Consider the following 19,154-nt stretch of genomic DNA (forward strand, 5'->3'; position numbering starts at 1 on the left):
CCCGAAGCACTTGCCGATCTGTGCCCCGGCAGTCGGCGGGCGACCACCAGGTCGGACGGTTCGCCCGACGAGAGAACGGATGGCCCGGGACCTCGATCCCGGGCCATCCGTCGTTCTGCCGCTCTGTTCAACCGGCCAGCGGGAAGTGGCAGGCGACCTGGCGGCCGGAGGCGCCCGGTGCGAGCCGCGGGCGTTCCGTCGCGCACCGCTCCCGCGCGTAGGGGCAGCGGGTGCGGAACGGGCAACCCGTGGGCTTGTCCGCCGGGTTGGGCACCTCCCCGGTCAGGACGATCCGCTCCCGGGGCGGCCCGTCGTCCGCGAGCGTGCCGTCGTCGATGTCCGGGACCGCCGACAGCAGGGCCTGGGTGTACGGGTGCGCCGGGGCCGTGTACAGCGCCTCCGTCTCGGCGAGTTCGACGATCTCGCCGAGGTACATGACGGCGATCCGGTCCGACACGTGCCGTACGACTCCGAGGTCGTGCGCGATGAAGACGTAGGTGAGGGCGAACTCCTCCTGGAGGTCGGCGAACAGGTTCAGCACCTGGGCCTGGATCGACACGTCGAGCGCGGACACCGGTTCGTCGGCGACGATCAGCCTCGGGTTGGTGGCCAGGGCGCGCGCGATGCCGATGCGCTGGCGCTGGCCGCCGGAGAACTCGTGCGGATACCGGTCCAGATGGGCCGCCGCCAGCCCTACGACGTCGAAGAGCTCGGCGACCCGCCGGCGCACCGCGCCCGCGTCCCCGTACCGGTGCACGAGCAGCGGCTCGGCGACGATGTCCCCGGCGCGGCGGCGGGGGTTGAGGGAGGCCTGCGGGTCCTGGAAGACCAGCTGCATGCCCGGCCGTACCGGGCGCAGGCGGCGCGTGGAGAGGGTCGAGATGTCCTGCCCGCCGAACTCGACCCGGCCGCCGGTGAGTTCGGTGAGCCGGACCAGGCAGCGGCCCAGCGTGGACTTGCCGCAGCCCGACTCGCCGACGACACCGAGGGTCTCGCCGCCGCGCACCTCCAGGGAGACCCCGTCGACGGCGCGCAGGACCCGGCGCGCTCCCCGCAGAGGGTAGTGCTTGGTGACGTCCGTGGCGCGCAGCAGCACCTCGTCCGTGGGGACGGCCGTACCGTCCTGTGCTGTCGTCACGACGCCACCTCCGTGTCCCTGCCCTGCTTCTCGCTCTGCTTCTCGCCGTGCTCCCCGCTCTGTTCTCCGCCGGCCGCCCGTGCGGTCAGCCGCAGTCCCGCGCGGTCGTCCGGCGGGAGCCAGCACGCGTCCAGGTGCGAGGCGACGTCGCCGGGGGTCAGCACGGGCCGCTCCGCGCACCGGTCGTGGCGCAGCCGGCAGCGGGGGGCGAACGCGCAGCCCTCCGGAAGGGCCCCGGGTGAGACCGGCACGCCCGCGATGGTGGGCAGCCGCCGCAGCCGGGGACCGCCCACGCGGGGCACCGAGTCCAGCAGGCCCCAGGTGTACGGGTGCCGCGGGCCGTGGAACACCGCCCGCCTGGGGCCCTCCTCGGCGGCCCGGCCGCCGTACAAGACGAGGACCCGGTCGGCGATCTGCGAGACCACGCCCATGTCGTGGGTGATGAGGACCATCGCCGAACCCTGGGTGTTCAACTCCCGCATCAGGTCGAGGATCTGCGCCTGGACGGTGACGTCCAGCGCCGTGGTCGGTTCGTCGGCGATCAGCAGCGCGGGATCGCAGGAGAGGGCCATCGCGATGACCGCGCGCTGGCGCATGCCGCCGGAGAACTCGTGCGGGTAGGCGTGCACCCTGGAGGCCGCGTCGGGGATGCCGACGTCGGAAAGCAGCCGTACCGCTCGGGTCTCGGCCTCCTTGCGGGAGATCCGCTCGTGGGCCCGGATCTGCTCGGCGATCTGCCAGCCCACGGTGTAGACGGGTGTCAGCGCTGTCATCGGGTCCTGGAAGACCATGGCGATCTCCCGGCCGCGCACCGCCCGCATCTCCTTGTCGGGCAGGGTCAGCAGGTCCCGCCCCCGGAAGCGGACTTCGCCCGACACGGTGACGTTCGGGTTGGTCAGCAGCCGCAGCACGGCCAGCATCGACACGCTCTTGCCCGAGCCCGACTCGCCCACCACGCCCAGGACCTCGCCGGGCGCGACGGAGAAGGAGAGCCCGTCGACGGCGGTGACCAGGCCTTGGCGGGTGCGGAACCGCACCCTCAAGTCACGTACGTCCAGAAGGGGTTCAGGCATGGCGGGCCCTCGGGTCGAGTCGCGCGTACAGGATGTCCACCAGGGCGTTGGCGAGGACCACGAAGAACGCCGCGTACAGCACGGTCCCCATGATCACCGGCAGGTCGAGGTTCTGGAGGGCGTCGTAGGTGAGCTTGCCGATGCCGGGCAATCCGAAGACCACCTCGGTCAGCAGCGCTGCCCCGCCGACGAGCGCGCCGAAGTCCAGGCCGAACAGCGACACGATCGGGATCAGGGAGCAGCGCAGCGCGTGCCGGAGCAGGATCCGCCGTTCCGAGAGGCCCTTGGCGCGGGCCGTGCGGACGTAGTCCTCGCCCAGCGCGGTGACGACCTCGCCGCGCAGCAGCCGGGCGTAGATCCCGGCGTACAGCAGGGCGAGGGTCAGCCAGGGGAAGAGCATGTGCAGCGCCCACTGGCCGGGGTTCTGGCCCAGGCCGACGTAGCCGGGCGGCGGCACCCAGGAGAAGAGGGAGTCGTGGAACTGCTTCTGGGTGAGGAGGTTGACGACCTCGCCGAGCCAGTAGGCCGGCAGGGAGACGCCGACGACACCGACCAGCATGATCAGCGGGTCGGCGGCCTTGCCGCGCAGGGTCGCCGCCGCCGTGCCCATGAGGATCCCGGCCGTCATCCAGATCAGGGCCGCGCCCATGACCAGGGACAGGGTGACCGGGGTGGCCTGCACGATCTGCGGGATCACCTTGGAGCCGCGGTTGACGAACGACTCCAGGTCCCGGTCGATCAGCAGGTGCCGCATCATCAGCAGATAGCGGACGGGCAGCGGCCGGTCGAGGCCGAAGGAGTGCCGCACCTGGGCGAGGGTGGCCGCGTCGGCGTTGCGGCCCGCGATCCGGGCCGCCGGGTCGACGCCCGGGGTGGCGAAGAAGATCAGGAACACCAGCACACTGATCGCGAACATCACCAGCAGGGCCGAGCCGAAGCGTTTGAGGGCGAAGACGAGCATGGGTCACATCCCTCCGCGCAGCCGGGCGCTCGGGTCGAGGGCGTCGCGGACGCCGTCACCGAGGACGTTGAGCGCGGCCGTGGTCAGCGCGATCAGCAGACCGGGGGCGATGGTCACGGCGGGGCGGGTGTAGAGCAGCCCCAGACCGTCCTGGATGATCGTGCCCCAACTGGCGTCGGGCGGCTGGACGCCCACCGACAGGAAGGACAGCGCCGACTCGGTCAGCATGGCCAGCGCGGTCATCAGGGGCACGAAGACGATGGCCGTGGGTACGACGTTCGGCAGCACCTCGCGGCGCAGGATGCGCAGGGTGGGGGCGCCGGAGCCGATGGCCGCCTGGATGTACTCCTTGTTGCGCAGCACCAGCACCTGACCGCGCAACGGCCGCGCGATGTACGGCACGTAGATCGCCGCGATGATCGTGATCGGCAGCCAGAGGCTTCCGGCCTCCACGGTGACGGGGCCCAGCTTGAGGCCGTTGGTGAGGAGGACCACCGACAGGCAGATGGCCAGCAGGTACACCGGGAAAGCCCAGATGACGTCCAGGATCCGGGAGATGACGGAGTCCACGACGCCGCCCGTGTACCCGGCGACCACTCCTACGGCCGTCCCGAGGGCGCAGGTCAGCAGGGCCGCCGTCACCCCGATGAACAGGCTCGTCCGGCCTCCGTACAGGAGGCGGGCCATGACGTCGCGGCCCTGGTTGTCGGCGCCGAGGAAGTAGTGGGCGGGGTCCCAGGTCGGGCCGATGGGCGTGACGCCGAGGCCGAGGCCGGTGCTGCTCGGGGTGAGCACCGGCACCCTTTTGCCGTCGACGACCGTGGTGCCGGAGACATCGGACTGGAACGGGTCGGTGTGGGCGAGGTGGTTCGCGTACAGCGGTGCGCACACAGTCGCCAGCACGACGAGGAGCAGGACCGCGGCGGCGGCCAGCGCCGACCTGTTGCGCAGCAGGTCGGAGGCGGCCGTCCGCCAGGGGCCCGGCGAGCGCCGGGCCCCGGTCGACGGGGCAGTGGTCACCGTGTGGGTCACTTCACCCACAGTTGCCCGACCAGCATGTAGAACTGCTTGCTGAACTGGTAGTCGCCCACTCGGGTCGACGTGAAGTCGATCATCTTCGGGTTGATCAGCGGGACCACCGGCGACTCGCCCATGATCTGCTGGTCGATGGCGCCCCACTGCTTGTTCGCGCTCGTCCGGTCGGTCTGCGCGGTCTTGATCGCCGTCTGCATCTTCGCGTCGATGCCCTTGTCGCAGAACCCGGAGATGTTGATGCTTGAGTCGCTGCCGGGGTGGTAACTGGCGCAGGACAGCAGCACGTTGAGGAAGTCGGAGGCCGCCGGATAGTCCTGGTACCAGGACGTCAGGGCCAGCTGCACCTTGTTCTTGGTGTTCTGGATGTAGGTGAACTGGATGTTCGCCGACAGCGGCTTGAGCGTCGCCTTGTAGCCGAGCTGGGTGAGCAGGCTCTGGAGGTACTGCCCGATCGACTTGTTGACGTCGTCGTCCTGGACGACGATCCCGACCTCCTGCCCGGCCGTGCCGGACTTCTTCACCAGCTCCTTGGCCTTGGCGAGGTCCGCGGCCTTCCAGGTGGTGCCGCCGCCCTTGGTGTAGTCGCACTGGTCGACGTGCCCGGGGAAGCCTGGCGGCAGGATCGTGCACGCGGGGGAGGCGAGGTTCGTGCCGCCGTACAGCCGGACGATCGCGGACCGGTCGACGGCGTAGTTGATCGCCTGGCGCGCCAGCTTGTTGTTGAACGGCGCCATGTTGACGTTGAGCGTCGCGTACCAGAACGCGGTCAGCGGGTTCACGTGCGCCTGGGAGGCGTACTTGGTGCCGATCTCGTTGAGCCGGTCGGCGGGCGGCGGGTCGAACATCCAGTCCGCCTGGCCGTTCTCGACGGCGGTCACCTCCGACTCGACCGTCTGGCCGAAGGTGTAGTCGACGGCATCCGGGTAGCCCTGGGGCTGCGCCTCGCGCGACCACTCCTTGAAGTGCGGGTTGCGGACGAGCTTGAGCGCCCGGTTCGGGTCGTACGACGCCGCCATGTACGGGCCCGTCGACGGGAGCGGCTTGGTGCCCGCGTCCTTCGCGGGCGAGTCCTTCGGCACGATGCTGGCGTGCGGGACGGCCAGCTTGTACTCGAACTCCGGGTCGGCGGCGGTCAGGTTGATGGTGACCGTGTTGGTCTTCGCGTCGCCGATCACGCCCTTGGGCAGTGTGCAGGAGGCGGGCGTCTTCAGACAGGCGTCGGCGCCGACGATGCCGTTGTAGAAGGTGCCCGCGGTGGGGCTGGCGACCTTGAAGATCCGTTCGAAGGACGCCACCACGTCGTCGGTGGACAGGGCCTTGCCGTTGGAGAAGGTGACGCCCTTGCGGAGCGTGAAGGTGTAGGTCTTGCCGGCGTTGCTGACCTTCGGCATGGCCGAGGCCAAGTCGGGGACGACGGTGAAGGACTCCTGCCCGTTGACCTTTTTGAAGGCGAGCAGTCCGTCGTACAGCGACTGGTACAACTGCCAGTACTGGAGCGTGTAGTTGACCTGCGGGTCGAAGCTGCCCGCCGCCGCGTGGGAGACGAGCTTCAGGGTGCCGCCCTTGTGCTGCGACTGGAAGGCGGTGGACCCCGAGCCGGAGGAGGAGGCGTTCGGGTTCGAGGAGGAGCCGTCGTCGGAGGAGGAACAGGCGGCGGCGGTCAGGGCGAGCGCGACGGTGGCGGCGGCGAACGCGCCGCGTCTGGCGCGGTGCGGCAGGGCGCTGCGAGGCATGGCGGGGAACTCCCTCGGTCTCGGTCGGGGATCAGTCGGTGGAGTCGAGGAACTCGCCGACGACCCGGAGGTAGAGCTCCTCCTCCTCGACGTGCGGCATGTGGCTCGAATGCTCGAACATGTGCCAGCGCACATCGGGGATGCGGTCGGCGAAGGGGTGGATGGTCTCGGGAGTGGCCTCGTCGAACCGTCCCGACACCAGCAGGGTCGGCGCCTCGATCAGGTGCAGCCGGTCGATGACGGACCAGTCCTTGAGAGTGCCGACGACGTGGAACTCGTTCGGGCCGTTCATGGTGTGGTACACGGTCGGGTCGGCCTCGATGTTGTCCCAAGTCGCCTGCACTTCCGGCGGGTTGGGGGTCAGGCGGCAGACATGGCGCTCGTTGAAGACCTGCTCGGCCGCCCGGTAGTCGGGGTGGTCCGTGGTTCCGGCCGCCTCATGGGCGAGCAGGGTCCGCTGGACCTCCTCCGGCAGTTCGGCGCGCAGTTCGGCCGCCGCCTTGAGCCACAGCTCCATAGACGCCGGGGAGTTGGCGATGACCAGGCCGCGCAGGCCGGGTGGGCGGCGCACCGCGTGCTCGGCGGCGAGCATGCCGCCCCAGGACTGGCCGAGGATGTGGTAGGCGTCGGCGATGCCCAGTTCCTTGAGCAGGGTGTCGAGCTCGTCGAGGAAGAGCTGGACGGTCCAGAAGTCGGCGCCCTTGGCGGGCAGATGGGTGGAGCGTCCGGTGCCGAGCTGGTCGTAGTGGATCACGGGGCGGCCCTGCCGGGAGATGCCCGCGATGCTGAGCGTGTAGGAGTGACCGGCGCCGGGGCCGCCGTGCAGGACCACCAGGGGTGTCCTGCCCGGTTCGCCGGTGATCCGGTACCAGGTGGAACAGCCGTTGAAGTCGACGGTTCCGGTGTGGTTCGGTTCGGGGATCGCCACGGGGAAGCCTCCCAGACCGGCCGGAATCAGCCGACCGCTGTCTGAAAATAGGTGGGGTGTGACGGATGGATGAGATAGTGATGTGGAAAAGGTCAGCCCACAAGACCTTTTAGTTGGGTCAGGGCAAGACGTAACAGCGGGTTCACGTGGCTCGCCTGCGTTTACAGAGGCGACGATTTTCGGGAGGACAGCTGACATCCGCACCTCAATCACCCGGAGCGTCCGGGGCACCTGAGGCAGCCGGGTCTCCGGGTGCCGGTGACGAGTACTCGCGCCTGATCGACCGAGTCCTCCTCGGCGGCAGCCCGTCGTCCGCGCTGCGCCCGGTGCGGGTGGCCTCGGCGGTCGACGAGGTCGCCGACCGGCTCCTCACCGCGATCGCCGTGGGTGACTTCCTGCCCGGCGAACGGCTGCCGGCCGAGCGCGAGCTCACCGGGTTGCTGCATGTCAGCCGCCCCACCGTGCGCGAGGCCGTCGGGCGGCTCCAGGCCCTCGGGGTCATCGAGATCCGTCGGGGCCGCAACGGCGGGGCGTTCGTGCGGGACAGCTGGAGCGAGTCTTCCGGGGCTGCGGTCCGGCGGACGCTGCTGCCCCGCTGGGAGGAGTTCGAGCAGCTCTTCGACCTGCGCGGGCTGGTGGAGGGCATGGTGGCCGCGACGGCCGCCCGGCGCCGGCGGCCCGAGGATCTGGCACCGATGCGGGAAGCCCTGTCCGCGCATCTCTCCGCGAGCACGCCCCGCGAGGAACAGGCCGCCGACAGCGCCTTCCACCGCGCCATCTGCGAGGCCACCCACAACCCCCAGGTCGCCCAGCTCAGCCGCGAGCTGCTGACCCGGATCAGCCTCGGCTTCCCGATCGAACCATGGGGGAAGGGCGAGCGCAGTCATTTCCACCAGGCGGGCGAGGGGCACACCGCCCTCTATGAGGCGATCGCGGCGGGGGAGCCGGAACGGGCGGAGGGGATCGCCCGGGAGCACTTCATGATCAGCGCGGAGATGATCCGGGGGGTGCTGGCTCGGGTGAGGGCGGAACAGGAGGGGTGAGGTCGGGTCGAGGCGCGGAAGGAGGCGCGGTGCAGGGGGCGGGATGCCCGGAAGGCCCTGGCGCCCCCGCGCGCACATCTCCGGCTTCCGCCCCCTGCGTACACCTCTGGATGCAATACCAATGATTCAGGTTGTTTTCCGGCGTGTGGGTCTGGGTGTGGTCGGCCCGGCCGGCGTCACGCGTGAAGTGTCCGGCTGGGCCGGATCGCAGTGCTCGGTGCTCGGTGCGTTTGAGCTTCCAGTTGGACATCTTGCGTCTGATCACGCGAGGGCCGGAGCGCAAACGCCGGGGTGACAGCGGTCGTTCGCGGATCTCACGCAGGGCCGCAGCCAGGGATCGGGGCAGCCGGGAGCGGGGAGAACGCCGCCTGGTCGGTGCCGTGGCGGCGGACGATGCGCAGGGTACGCACACGGACACCGTGCCGGCCTTCGGAGAGGTCCTTCGGCGGTACCTGTCACCCGCGCTCCCGCAGCGCCACCACCCCCGCCGCCCCGATGGCCGCCAGCCCCGCCGACACCACGATCGCCACGTCCGCCCCGTGGGCCAGGCCGCCGCCGGTGGATGTGGCCAGGGCGATCGTCAGGGCCACGCCCGCGCAGGAGCCGATGTAGCGGAAGGTCTGCTGGGCGCCCGAACCCATCGCCGCCCGTGCGGTGGGGACCGACTCGACCGCGAGGAGCGGTAGTGCGGCGTTGAGGAGGCCGCTGCCCACCCCGCCCAGCATCAGACCCGGCAGCAGTCGCGGCCACGAGCCCGCGTCCAGCGCGCCCAGCATGGTCAGCGCGCCGCCCGCGTGCAGCAGGAAACCGGCCGCCAGTTGCCAGCGCGGTGCGACCCGGCCCGCCAGGCGCTTGGCCTGGAGCGCCACCGTGAAGGACAGCCCGGACCAGAGCAGGAACAGCCACGCCGTGTCCATCGCGGACATCCCGAGCGTCTGCTGGAGCAGCGCCGGCAGGAAGCTGAACAGGCCTATCACCGTCAGGCCCGTGAAGAGGCCGGCGGTGGAGGACCCCAGGAAGCGGGGGCTGCGGAGGAGGGCCAGGTCGATCATCGGGGTCGGCGAGAAGCGGCGCTCGATCAGGGTGAAGACCGCCAGCAGGACCACCGTCGCCGCCAGCAGCAGGCCCACCTGCGGCCGCAGCCAGCCGTCCCGGCCCAGGGTCAGTGCCGCCACCAGGGACACCAGCGCCAGGCCGAAGGCCAGGGCTCCCGCGACGTCCGGGCGGCCGCCCCGCGGTGAGCGGGACTCCGTCAGCGTGCGGAAGGAGAGTCCCGCCACGACCAGCGCGGCCGCGCCCAGTACGGCGTACGCCACCCGCCAGTTGGGCATCGCCCCGGCGACCAGGGGGCCGGCCGCGATGCCGCCGCTCACGAACGCGCCCCACACGCCCGTCGCGTGCAGCCGGCCGCGCGGGCTCGGGTACGCGGCCACCAGTAGGCCCAGGCTGCTCGCCAGGATCGCCGCGCTCGCCGCGCCCTGCGCCACCCGGGCGAGGGTGAACGCCCAGGTGGAGGCGGTCAGTCCGCCGAGGGCGGTGGTCAGGCCGAGGGCGACGGTGCCGGCGACGAAGATGCGGCGGCGGCCGTAGTCGTCGGCCAGGCTGCCCGCCACCAGGAGGAGGGCGGCGAGGCCGAGCGGGGTGCCGTTCAGAAGCCAGGCCTGCGCGGAGAGGGGAGTGTGCAGGGCCGCGGCCGTGTCCGGGAGCGTGACCACCGGGGCCGTGTACGTCATCAGGGCCACGGCGGTCGCGGCGCTGGTCAGGGCAAGGGTGGAGCGGCCGCTCGAGGTGGGGGAGGGGGACGGTTCCGTGACGGTCGAAGAGCCCGCAGGCTTGAGGGTTCTTTCATTGAACCTAGTCATGGTTGTACCGTAGCACCGTTGGTTCGTTCATTGAACCCACGGCTGGGAAACTGACTAAGGTGGACTCCATGGCACTGGGCAAGGACTACGTGACGCAGGAGTGCTCGATCGCCAGCGCGCTGGAGGTCGTAGGCGAGCGGTGGACCCTGCTCGTCGTCCGCGACGCGCTCTACGGCGTCCGGCGGTACAACGACTTCCTTGTCCACCTCGGCATCCCGCGCGCCGTCCTGTCGGCCCGCCTCAGGACGCTCACTGAGGCGGGGATCCTGGAGAAGCGCCGGTACCAGGAGTCGCCGCCCCGGGACGAGTACGTCGTCACCGACCGCGGGATCGCCCTCTGGCCCGCCCTGCGTGCCCTCGCCGTCTGGGGGCGCGAGCACCTCATGGACCGCCGGCTGCGCTACTTCCGACACGCGGAGTGCGGCACGGAACTCGGGTCGTACGGCGAATGTCCCGCCTGCGGAACCGTCGTACCCGTCGCGGACGTTCTCCTTACGCCGGGACCGGGACTCGATCCCGACCCGGCCGATCCGGTCAGCCGGGCGCTCCTCAAGCCCAAGAGGCTCCTGGAGCCGCTGGAAACGGATCATGTGTAATTAAGGCGGCAGCGAGCGTGAGCGGAGGGGGCCGGGCGATGCGTGTGAACGGCCGTTGGGCCTTGCCCTCGCGCCCCGCCGCCCTTCTGCTGCTCCTGCTCCTCGACCTTCTGCTGCTCGACTCCGGCAGCCTCTTCACCACCGTCGCGCTCGCCGCGACCGCCGCCGCCGGATCCGCCCTCGCCGTCTGCGCCCTCCGCGCCGCCCGCTCCGCACCCGCCGTACCGCCCACCCGGGTCCGTACGGCGATACGCGACCGGGCCCGGCGTACCGCCTTCCTGCCGCAACGCGACCCGGACGCGAAGGGCCGCAGCCGCCCGCGAGCACCCGGACACGCCCTCCAGGCGGCCACCGCGTAGGGCACCCGGCCGATCGGATCCGATCCGGTCCGGGTGACCCCGCGCGGGTCGTCATGCCGTCCCACCTCTTCGCCCACGGCACGACGAGACCCCTCGGAGGGCTCCCACCCATGTCCGTTCCCATGTCCGTTTTCGCCGGCCTGGTCGAGCATCTCGCCGACCTGCTCCAGCCGCTCTTCCACGCCTCGGCGGCCGCCGCCGCGATCGTCCTGTTCACCGCGCTGGTACGACTGCTCGTGCATCCCCTCTCCCGCGCCGCCGCCCGCGGCCAGCGCGCCCGCGCCGCACTCCAGCCGAGAATCGCCGAGCTGCGGAAGAAGCACGGGAAGGACCAGCAGGCCCTGCAGAAGGCGGTGCTGGAGCTGCATGCGGAGGAAAAGGTGTCGCCGTTGTCCGGCTGTCTGCCCGGGCTGCTGCAACTGCCCGCGTTCTTCCTCCTCTACCACCTGTTCTCCAACTCCACGATCGGCGGCCATGACAACGGCCTGCTCTCCCATGAGCTGCTGGGGGCTCCGCTCGGCGGGCGGTGGGCCGACGTCCTCGGCGACGGGGCGTTCGGGAGCGCCGGGCTGGTCTATCTGTCGCTGTTCGCCCTGGTCGCCGTCGTCGCCACCTTCAACTTCCGTCGCACCAAGCGGATGGGGACGGGGACGGGAATGGGGGCGGGGACACCGGCGGTGACGGGGACGGCGGGGGTGAGTGAGGGGGAGCAGCAGGTGCCGGGCCTGGGGGCGGTCGCCAGACTCGCGCCGTACATGTCCTACTTCACGCTCGTCACCGTGGCCGTGGTGCCGCTGGCGGCCGCGCTGTACGTGGTGACCAGTGCGGCCTGGAGCGCGGTGGAGCGGGCGGTGCTGTATCGATGAGGCTGTGCCGGTGAAGGCGGCGCGACTACGGTCCAGTACGTGAACAGGCTCTTGCCCGCTGCACCCGCATCTTGGAGGATCGACCAGTCCTCCGATGGCTGCACACATCGGCCGGGCGCCCGCTATCAAGGGAGATGGTGACGACCATGAAGCTGCTGCGAGTCGGTACGGCGGGGGCGGAGCGGCCCGCGCTGCTCGACGCCGAGGGAACCCTGCGGGACCTGTCGGGTGTCGTGGACGACATCGACGGGGCGCTGCTCGCCGACGACGCTGCGCTCGGCCGGGTCCGTGCCGCCGCCGAAGCCGGGGAGCTGCCCGCGCTCGACGCGACCGGGCTGCGGATCGGGCCGCCGCTGGGGCGCATCGGCAAGATCGTGTGCATCGGGCTCAACTACCACGACCACGCGCGCGAGACGGGGGCCGAGCCGCCGGCCGAGCCGGTCGTCTTCTTCAAGGCCGCGGACACGGTCGTCGGGCCGAACGACACGGTGCTGGTGCCCCGCGGGTCCGTGAAGACCGACTGGGAGGTCGAGCTCGCCGTCGTCATCGGGCGTACGGCGCGTTATGTGGCCGACGACGAGGACCCGTTGGCCTATGTCGCCGGGTACGCCGTCGCGCACGACGTGTCCGAGCGGGAGTTCCAGATCGAGCGGGGCGGGACCTGGGACAAGGGGAAGAACTGCGAGACGTTCAATCCGCTGGGGCCGTGGCTGGTCACGGCGGACGAGGTCGGTGATCCGCAGGAACTGTCCCTGAAGCTCTGGGTGAACGGCGAGCTGAAGCAGGACGGGACCACGGCCGAGCAGATCTTCCCCGTCGCGGAAGTCGTGCGCTATGTAAGCCAGTTCATGGTGCTCTACCCGGGTGACGTCATCAACACGGGGACTCCGGCCGGGGTCGCGCTGGGAGCGCCCGAGCCGAAGCCGTTCCTGCGGGGCGGGGACGTGGTGGAGCTGGAGATCGCGGGGCTTGGCAAGCAGCGACAGGAGTTCAAGGACGCGTAGGCGCTCCGCGGGGAGGGGCGGGGAACTGCGCCAGTCGGTCGTCCGCGGGCCGGCCGTGGCTGGTCGCGCCCGCGCGGCGGAGCCGCAGATTGAATGCGGCCCCGCGCCCCTATGTGTCGGCTACGCCTCCAAAAACGCTTCCAGCGCCTCCACCACGAAGCGGTGGTCCTGGAGTTGAGGCAGGCCCGAGACTGTCACCGAGCCGATCACGCCCACGTTCTCCACGTTGATCGGGAACGAGCCGCCGTGAGCCGCGTAGGTGTCCGGGTCCAGGCGGGACGACTCCTCGAAGGTCGTGCCCTTCGCGCGGAAACGGGCACCCACCAGGTACGAAGCCGCGCCGTACCGCTCCACCACCCGGCGCTTGCGCTCGATCCACGCGTCGTTGTCGGGGGCCGAGCCGGGCAGGGCCGCGTGGAAGAGCTGCTGGCCCGCACGGTGGATGTCGATGGCCACCGGGGCCTGGCGCTCCCGTGCCATCTCCACCAGCAGGGAGCCCAGCGCCCACGCGTCGTCGTTGGTGAACTGCCTGAAGACCAGGCGATGTTCCTGCTTTTCCAACTCCTCCACCGACGGGGTGAGTTCGGGAGTGGACCTCGGGGTGATCTGCGGGTGGTGCATCAGAGGGTCACCGTCACCTTGTCTCGCGCCGAGCGGCGGGCTGCTTCCAGTACGTCCAGGGCGGCGGCCGCCTCCAGGGCGGTCACCGGGTTGGGGCCCTCGCCCCGCAGGGCCGCGGCCACGGCCGTGTAGTACGCGGGGTAGTCGCCGGGGACAGTGGGGACGATACGGCCGCCGCCGGTGACCGGGGACTCTCCCGCGCCGATACGGCCGTACAGGGACTCCGGTTCGGCACCCCAGCCGTCCGAGGTGCCCGGGCGCTCGCCCTCGCGCAGCGCCGCCTCCTGCGGGTCCAGGCCGTACTTGACGTAGCCGGCCTTCGAGCCCAGCACCCGGAAACGCGGGCCGAGCTGGGCCGTCGTCGCCGAGACGTAGAGGTGGGAGCGGACGCCGTTCGCGTGGGTGAGGGCGATGAACGTGTCGTCGTCGGTCTCCGCGCCGTCGCGGCGGATCACGGACTCGGCGTACACCTCGGTGGCCGGGCCGAAGAGGACCAGGGCCTGGTCGACGACATGGCTGCCGAGGTCGTAGAGGAGACCTCCGATCTCTGCGGGGTCGCCGGACTCGCGCCAGCCGCCCTTGGGCTGCGGGCGCCAGCGCTCGAAGCGGGACTCGAAGCGCCAGGGCTCGCCCAGTTCGCCGTCCGACAGCAGCTTGCGCAGGGTCAGGAAGTCGTTGTCCCAGCGACGGTTCTGGAAGACCGAGAGCAGCAGACCGTGCTCCTCGGCGAGGGCGGCCAGCTCGCGCGCCTCGGCGGCGGTGCCGGCGACCGGCTTGTCCACCACGACCGGCAGGCCCGCCTTCAGCGCGGTCGTCGCCAGCGGGACGTGCGTCCTGTTCGGGGACGCGATGACGATCAGGTCGAGTTCGGCGGTCCGGTCGAACAGCTCGTCGGGGGTGGCGACCGTCCGGACGTCCGGGAACTCGGCCTTCGCCTGCGCCTGCCGCTCGGGATTCGAGGTGACCACCGTGTCCAGGGCGAGGCCCTCGGTGGCGGCGATCAGGGGGGCGTGGAAGACGGATCCGGCGAGGCCGTAGCCGATGAGGCCGACGCGGAGGGGAGTGGCAGCTGTGCGGGTCATGGGTTCCACTTTCGCAACGCTGTTGCCAAAGTGCAAGTGGCAGGGAGAATGGGTGGCGTGAACAGGACGAGGAGCGGGCCGGGCGCGGCCGGAGCGAATCTGCTCGCCGTGCGCAGTCACAACACCGCGCTGGTGCTGGATCTGCTGCGGACGGCGGGGGGCGAGGGCATCAGCCGGCTCGAACTGGCCGAGCGGACCGGCCTGACCCCGCAGGCGGTCAGCAAGATCACCGCCCGGCTGCGGGAGGAGGGCCTCGCGGCGGAGGCCGGGCGGCGCGCGTCCACGGGGGGCAAGCCGGCCACCGTACTGCGGCTGGTGCCGGAGGCCGGGCACGCGGTGGGCGTGCACCTCGACCGGGACGAACTGCGGGCGGTGCTCGTCGATCTCGACGGCAGGGTCGTGGCGGAGCGGCGCGCGGAGCTGGACCTGGGGGCGGGCGCGGCGGCCGTGGTGGGGGCGGTCGCGGAGCTGGTGGGGGAGTTGCGCGGGGAGACGGACGTCCTCGGCGTCGGTGTCGCGCTGCCCGGGCCGCTCGACCACATCCACGGTGTGCTGCACCGGGTCACCGGCTTCCCCGAGTGGGACGGCTTCCCGCTGCGGGACGCCCTCGCGGAGCGGCTCGGGGTGCCGGTCGTCGTCGACAAGGACACCAACGCGGCCGCCCTCGGCCTCGCCGTCGGCGGCGAGGCCGGGTCCTTCGCCTATCTGCACCTCGGTACGGGGCTCGGCGCCGGCCTGGTGATCGGCGACAGCGTGCACCGGGGGGCGCGGACCGGGGCAGGGGAGTTCGGGCACCAGGTCATCCAGCTGGACGGGCCCCCGTGCCACTGCGGCAACCGTGGCTGCGTCGAGGCGCTGTGCCTGGCGGCGGTGGGCCGGGGCGAGACGGCGGAGGCGGCGCGGGTGCTGGGCGCCGGGGCCGCGAACCTCGCCGGGCTGCTCGACATCGACCTCGTGCTGCTCGGCGGCCGTACGGTCGCCGCCGCCCCGGAGACCTTCGTACAGGGCGTCGCCGCCGTGCTCGACGGGCGCGCCCGCCGCGAGGGCGGCCTCGGTACGGCCGTCCCTGTCCGCCTCGCCCCCGGCGGCGACCGCGCCGTCGCGGAGGGCGCGGCCCAACTGCTCCTCGCCCCGCTGTTCGGACGGGCGGACGGCTGACGCCGGAGGGCGAAGGGCTTTCCGCGGGGAGGCTGAGGGGCGGCCGGGCGGGGGGTTGGGGTGGTCGTGCGGCGGGGTCGGGTGAGGGTGGTCGTGCGGTACCGGACGGCTGGTCGTGCGGCGGCGGTGGGCTGGTCGTCCGCAGGCTGAGGGCCGATCGCCCGACGGCGGTGGGGCGGTCGTGCGGTGCCAGGCGCCTGGTCGTGCGGAGACAGGCAGCAGCGGGCATTCAGCCGAGGCGGCAGGGTGCCGGCCGAGCCGAGGGTGGTGGATGCCTGACCGAGCCGAGGCGGCAGGAGGCCGGCCGAGCCGAGCCCGCAGAGGGCTGATCGAGCGGAGTCGGGGCGTCCCGCGGAGTGGCGGCCGCCCGGCCCGGGCCGGGCGCGGCAGGATCACATGACCATGCGACTGAGCACGTCCCTGTCCCTCTGCGTGGCCGTGGCCGCAGCCGCCGTCCTCGCCCCCGTGCCGACGGCGACCGCCCTGTCCGCCGTCGAGGCGTCCTGCGCGGGCGCCGACGCGCAGGGCTTCCCGCTCACCACCCGCATCCACGACGGCACCTCGGTCTACGACCCCGGCGGCGGCTTCGGCACCTGGTACCTCGACCTCACCAACACCACGCGCCGCACCTGCACCGACATCCACCCGGTCGTCGTCCTCGTCGACGACAAACGCGTCCTCAAGGCCTCCCAGACCGAGCTGGAGTTCTACGACGGCCCCCACACCCGCCCGGTCCGGCTGGAGCCGACCGACCAGTCCGAGCTGGTCGGCGTGTTCGACGGGAACGACTTCCCCGGGTTCAGTCTGGCGCCGGGGGCGACCGTGTCGGTGAAGGTCAGACTCGCCGTCACCTCCGACGCCGTCACCCCGAACGCCGTCACCGTCAACGCGGCCGCCGTACAGCGGCACGGGTCGGACGGAGCCTGGGTGGGGGAGTCGAACGACTACCGGTTCGGCATCGGCGACGACCCGCCACCGGCCCCGAGCGCCACCCCCGCACCCTCCGCCACTCCCGCGGCCTCTGGCACCCCGTCCGCTCCCGCCACGGCCACCGACGCCGACGCCGACACCACGACGGCCACCGCCGCCGTCCCCGCCACCGACTCGGCCGACTCGGACGCAACCCCGGGGAGCAGTCCGGGAAGCGGTTCCGGGAGGAGCTCCGGAACCGGCCCGGTGACCGGTCCGGGCGACGCCCCCAACGCCTCCCCCGGCAGCGCCCTGCCCTTCGCCGAGGAGGCCGAGGAGGCCGGGGAACGCGCCCGCGAACTGGCCCGCACCGGCGTCGGCCTGGCCCACGGGCTGTTCACGGCCGCGCTCGCGCTCGTCACCGTAGGAGCGGGCGCGTTCCTGGTGGCGCGCAGACGGCGCTGAGCCGTACCTCAACTGCCTGGTGAGACGGGCATTCCCGGGCGATCCTGCGTGTGTCTAGGCTGGGGGGCCGTCGGTACGCCGTGGTTCCGGCGCCCCCCGCTCACGCACGACCGCACGTACGCCATCCGCACGCCAGGAGACGCACCAACATGGCAGACCGCAAGCCCATCGAGTCGTGGCTCACCGACATGGACGGCGTCCTCATCCACGAGGGCGTGCCGATCCCCGGAGCGGACGCCTTCCTGAAGAAGCTGCGGGAGTCCGGGCGGCCGTTCCTGGTGCTCACCAACAACTCCATCTACACCGCCCGTGACCTGCACGCACGGCTGCGGCGGATGGGTCTCGACGTGCCGGTGGACAACATCTGGACGTCCGCGCTGGCCACCGCCCAGTTCCTGGACGACCAGCGGCCCGGAGGCAGCGCCTATGTCATCGGCGAGGCCGGCCTGACCACCGCGCTGCACGACATCGGGTACATCCTCACCGACCACGAGCCCGACTTCGTGATCCTCGGCGAGACCCGGACCTATTCGTTCGAGGCGCTGACCAAGGCTGTGCGTCTGATCAACGACGGTGCCCGGTTCATCGCCACCAACCCCGACAACGTCGGCCCGTCCACCGAGGGCGACCTCCCCGCCACCGGCTCGGTCGCCGCGCTGATCACCGCCGCGACCGGCAAGAAGCCGTACTTCGTCGGCAAGCCGAACCCGCTGATGATGCGGGCGGGCCTCAACGCGATCGGCGCCCACTCGGAGACCTCCGCGATGATCGGCGACCGGATGGACACCGACGTCCTCGCGGGCCTGGAGGCCGGGATGCGCACCTTCCTGGTGCTGTCCGGCGTCACCCAGCCCGACCAGGTCGACCGTTACCCCTTCCGCCCCTCCCAGGTCGTCGACTCGATCGCGGACCTCGTCGACCTCATCTGAATCCGCTCCGGCCGGCCGGGTACGAAACCTGACCTCACCCGTACGGAGCAATACGGCGCCTCCCGAGGATGCGGGGGCGCCCGGTGCGGGGGAGCCTCCAGATATCTGGAGGTTCACGATGGGCTCAATTCGCCTCACTCTCTGTACAGGACTCCTGGGCTGCGCCGCCGCCCTCGCCCCGGCGGCCGCCCAGGCGGCGGACGGCCGGGGGGTCACCGTGACCCCGGCCTCCCCGGCCCCCGGCTCCGAGGTGACGCTGCGGGTGGGCGGCTGTTCCGGTACGACCGGCAGCGCCTCCTCCGCGGCCTTCGCCGAGGACGCCCGCCTCAGCGGCCACGACGGCACGCTGGCCGGTGCGACCCAGGTCCGCTCCACGGTCGGCGCCGGCTCCTACGACGTGAAGGTCAGCTGCGCCGGCTCCGTGGTCACCGGCACCATCACCGTCGTGGCACAGCAGGGCGGGCAGCAGGACGCGCCCGACGCCCTGCTGTCCTCGCCGGTCGCGCCCGTGCACGCGGGCGGCGGGGGCACCGCCCCGCTCGCCTCGGCGGACTCCCGGGCGTCCGGCCCCGACACCGCGCAGGCGGTGACCGGACTCCTCCTCGCCGGGTTCGCCGCGGCCGCCGTCGGGCTGTTGGGCGCCCGCCGGAGCCGCGGCCCGCGCTGAGGAGCGGCACCACCATGTCCGACGACACCGAACCCGCCGCCGGCACCGGGCGGCTGCTGACCGGCGTGGCCTGGGCGATCCTGCTGCTCGGGCTGTGGCTGTGGGGCCGCGGGGTGACCGAGGTACCCGACGGCATGTCCGGGCCCACCACGGGCGACGTGGCCGCCGTCGGCCGCCCCGCCGGCACCGAACTCCCGCCCGCAGCCAAGCCGTTGAACTCGGCCCTGCCCGAGCGCATCGACATCCCGGACCTGAGCGTGCAGGCCCCCGTGGTCGCCCGCGGTCTCGACCGGGAGGGCGGGATCGACCCGCCGCCCTTCGACCAGCCCGGCGTGGTCGGCTGGTACGGCTCCGGAACCGAACCGGGGGCCGCCGGCACCGCGCTCCTCGTCGGGCACGTCGACACCGAGACCCGGCCCGCCGTCTTCTACAAGCTCAGCGCCCTGCACCCGGGGGAGACGATCCGCGTGGTCCGCGCCGACGGCACGGTCGCCGAGTTCACCGTCGACGACGTACAGGTCCTGCCCCGCGACCACTTCGACGCCCAACAGGCCTACGGCACCCGGGAGTCGGGCCGTGCCGAACTCCGCCTGATCACCTGCGGCGGCACCTTCGACCGGACGGCCCACAGCTACACGGCAAACGTGGTCGTCTCGGCGTACCTCACGGGCAGCGGGCTGTAGGGATCGCGGCGGCCGCTCGAACTCCAGGACAACCCTTGGTGG

Annotated in this window: 19 protein-coding genes; 10 read left to right on the forward strand and 9 right to left on the reverse strand. The window is 71.9% G+C overall.

From position 1 onward, the window contains the following. Window positions 1-127: 127 nt before the first annotated feature. From EDD90_RS33940 to EDD90_RS33965, 6 genes are read right to left on the reverse strand one after another with little or no spacing between them, the layout of a single operon-like run. Window positions 128-1,138 carry an ABC transporter ATP-binding protein gene (locus EDD90_RS33940; protein WP_260328282.1) on the reverse strand — a complete coding sequence of 337 codons (1,011 nt, stop codon included), beginning with the start codon at window positions 1,136-1,138 and terminating at the stop codon, window positions 128-130. Continuing rightward, window positions 1,135-2,211, reverse strand: coding sequence for an ABC transporter ATP-binding protein (locus EDD90_RS33945; RefSeq protein WP_260328283.1), 1,077 nt, complete (start codon window positions 2,209-2,211; stop codon window positions 1,135-1,137). The genes EDD90_RS33940 and EDD90_RS33945 overlap by 4 nt, the downstream gene beginning before the upstream one ends. After that, window positions 2,204-3,172 (reverse strand): ABC transporter permease, encoded by a 969-nt coding sequence (locus EDD90_RS33950; protein WP_123976697.1) that lies wholly within the window; start codon window positions 3,170-3,172, stop codon window positions 2,204-2,206. Before EDD90_RS33950 ends, EDD90_RS33945 begins: the two co-directional genes overlap by 8 nt. A 3-nt stretch (window positions 3,173-3,175) precedes the next feature. Next, entirely contained in the window at window positions 3,176-4,204 is a 1,029-nt protein-coding gene (locus EDD90_RS33955; RefSeq protein ID WP_260328284.1) for an ABC transporter permease, read from the reverse strand. Further along, complete coding sequence (locus tag EDD90_RS33960; RefSeq protein WP_123976698.1) at window positions 4,201-5,940, reverse strand: ABC transporter substrate-binding protein; 1,740 nt, start codon at window positions 5,938-5,940, stop codon at window positions 4,201-4,203. The genes EDD90_RS33955 and EDD90_RS33960 overlap by 4 nt, the downstream gene beginning before the upstream one ends. Before the next feature lie 31 nt (window positions 5,941-5,971). Next, a complete protein-coding gene (locus tag EDD90_RS33965) occupies window positions 5,972-6,868 on the reverse strand; it encodes a proline iminopeptidase-family hydrolase (protein WP_123976699.1) in 897 nt (298 codons plus the stop codon). 326 nt (window positions 6,869-7,194) lie between these two features. Between EDD90_RS33965 and EDD90_RS33970 the strand changes: the two genes are divergently transcribed. Next, on the forward strand, window positions 7,195-7,911 hold the full coding sequence (locus EDD90_RS33970) for a FadR/GntR family transcriptional regulator (protein ID WP_260328286.1): 717 nt from the start codon (window positions 7,195-7,197) through the stop codon (window positions 7,909-7,911). A 455-nt stretch (window positions 7,912-8,366) separates the two neighbouring features. Here EDD90_RS33970 and EDD90_RS33975 read toward each other — a convergent pair whose 3' ends face one another. Then, complete coding sequence (locus tag EDD90_RS33975) at window positions 8,367-9,773, reverse strand: MFS transporter (RefSeq protein WP_123976700.1); 1,407 nt, start codon at window positions 9,771-9,773, stop codon at window positions 8,367-8,369. A gap of 59 nt (window positions 9,774-9,832) precedes the next feature. Between EDD90_RS33975 and EDD90_RS33980 the strand changes: the two genes are divergently transcribed. The 4 genes from EDD90_RS33980 to EDD90_RS33995 all read left to right on the forward strand — a co-directional run bounded on the left by EDD90_RS33980 (window position 9,833) and on the right by EDD90_RS33995 (window position 12,598). Beyond that, window positions 9,833-10,369: a helix-turn-helix domain-containing protein gene (locus EDD90_RS33980; protein WP_123976701.1), complete on the forward strand. Its 537-nt coding sequence runs from the start codon at window positions 9,833-9,835 to the stop codon at window positions 10,367-10,369. Window positions 10,370-10,407: 38 nt separating this feature from the next. After that, window positions 10,408-10,728, forward strand: a complete 321-nt coding sequence (locus EDD90_RS33985) for a DUF6412 domain-containing protein (protein ID WP_123976702.1) — start codon at window positions 10,408-10,410, stop codon at window positions 10,726-10,728. Window positions 10,729-10,850: 122 nt separating this feature from the next. Further along, the gene (locus tag EDD90_RS33990; protein ID WP_123976703.1) at window positions 10,851-11,594 is read left to right on the forward strand and encodes a membrane protein insertase YidC; all 744 of its coding nucleotides are present in this window, start codon (window positions 10,851-10,853) and stop codon (window positions 11,592-11,594) included. Between the two features lie 146 nt (window positions 11,595-11,740). Continuing rightward, the gene (locus EDD90_RS33995) at window positions 11,741-12,598 is read left to right on the forward strand and encodes a fumarylacetoacetate hydrolase family protein (RefSeq protein WP_123976704.1); all 858 of its coding nucleotides are present in this window, start codon (window positions 11,741-11,743) and stop codon (window positions 12,596-12,598) included. Between the two features lie 120 nt (window positions 12,599-12,718). Here the strand turns inward: EDD90_RS33995 and EDD90_RS34000 are convergent, their stop codons facing one another. Continuing rightward, window positions 12,719-13,219 carry a heme-degrading domain-containing protein gene (locus tag EDD90_RS34000; RefSeq protein ID WP_123976705.1) on the reverse strand — a complete coding sequence of 167 codons (501 nt, stop codon included), beginning with the start codon at window positions 13,217-13,219 and terminating at the stop codon, window positions 12,719-12,721. Then, window positions 13,219-14,301: a Gfo/Idh/MocA family oxidoreductase gene (locus EDD90_RS34005; RefSeq protein ID WP_123976706.1), complete on the reverse strand. Its 1,083-nt coding sequence runs from the start codon at window positions 14,299-14,301 to the stop codon at window positions 13,219-13,221. Before EDD90_RS34005 ends, EDD90_RS34000 begins: the two co-directional genes overlap by 1 nt. Before the next feature lie 48 nt (window positions 14,302-14,349). Here EDD90_RS34005 and EDD90_RS34010 point away from each other — a divergent pair, with 48 nt between their 5' ends. The 5 genes from EDD90_RS34010 (at window position 14,350) to EDD90_RS34030 (ending at window position 19,112) form a co-directional block, all read left to right on the forward strand. Further along, a complete protein-coding gene (locus EDD90_RS34010) occupies window positions 14,350-15,459 on the forward strand; it encodes an ROK family transcriptional regulator (protein ID WP_123976707.1) in 1,110 nt (369 codons plus the stop codon). Window positions 15,460-15,861: 402 nt separating this feature from the next. Beyond that, window positions 15,862-16,833: a hypothetical protein gene (locus tag EDD90_RS34015; RefSeq protein WP_260328287.1), complete on the forward strand. Its 972-nt coding sequence runs from the start codon at window positions 15,862-15,864 to the stop codon at window positions 16,831-16,833. A 149-nt stretch (window positions 16,834-16,982) separates the two neighbouring features. After that, entirely contained in the window at window positions 16,983-17,762 is a 780-nt protein-coding gene (locus EDD90_RS34020) for an HAD-IIA family hydrolase (protein ID WP_123976709.1), read from the forward strand. Between the two features lie 118 nt (window positions 17,763-17,880). After that, a complete protein-coding gene (locus tag EDD90_RS34025; protein ID WP_123976710.1) occupies window positions 17,881-18,429 on the forward strand; it encodes a hypothetical protein in 549 nt (182 codons plus the stop codon). Between the two features lie 14 nt (window positions 18,430-18,443). Then, complete coding sequence (locus EDD90_RS34030) at window positions 18,444-19,112, forward strand: class F sortase (RefSeq protein ID WP_123976711.1); 669 nt, start codon at window positions 18,444-18,446, stop codon at window positions 19,110-19,112. The last annotated feature ends 42 nt before the right edge of the window (window positions 19,113-19,154 follow it).

Source organism: Streptomyces sp. Ag109_O5-1 (assembly GCF_003814875.1).
Taxonomy (GTDB): domain Bacteria; phylum Actinomycetota; class Actinomycetes; order Streptomycetales; family Streptomycetaceae; genus Streptomyces; species Streptomyces sasae.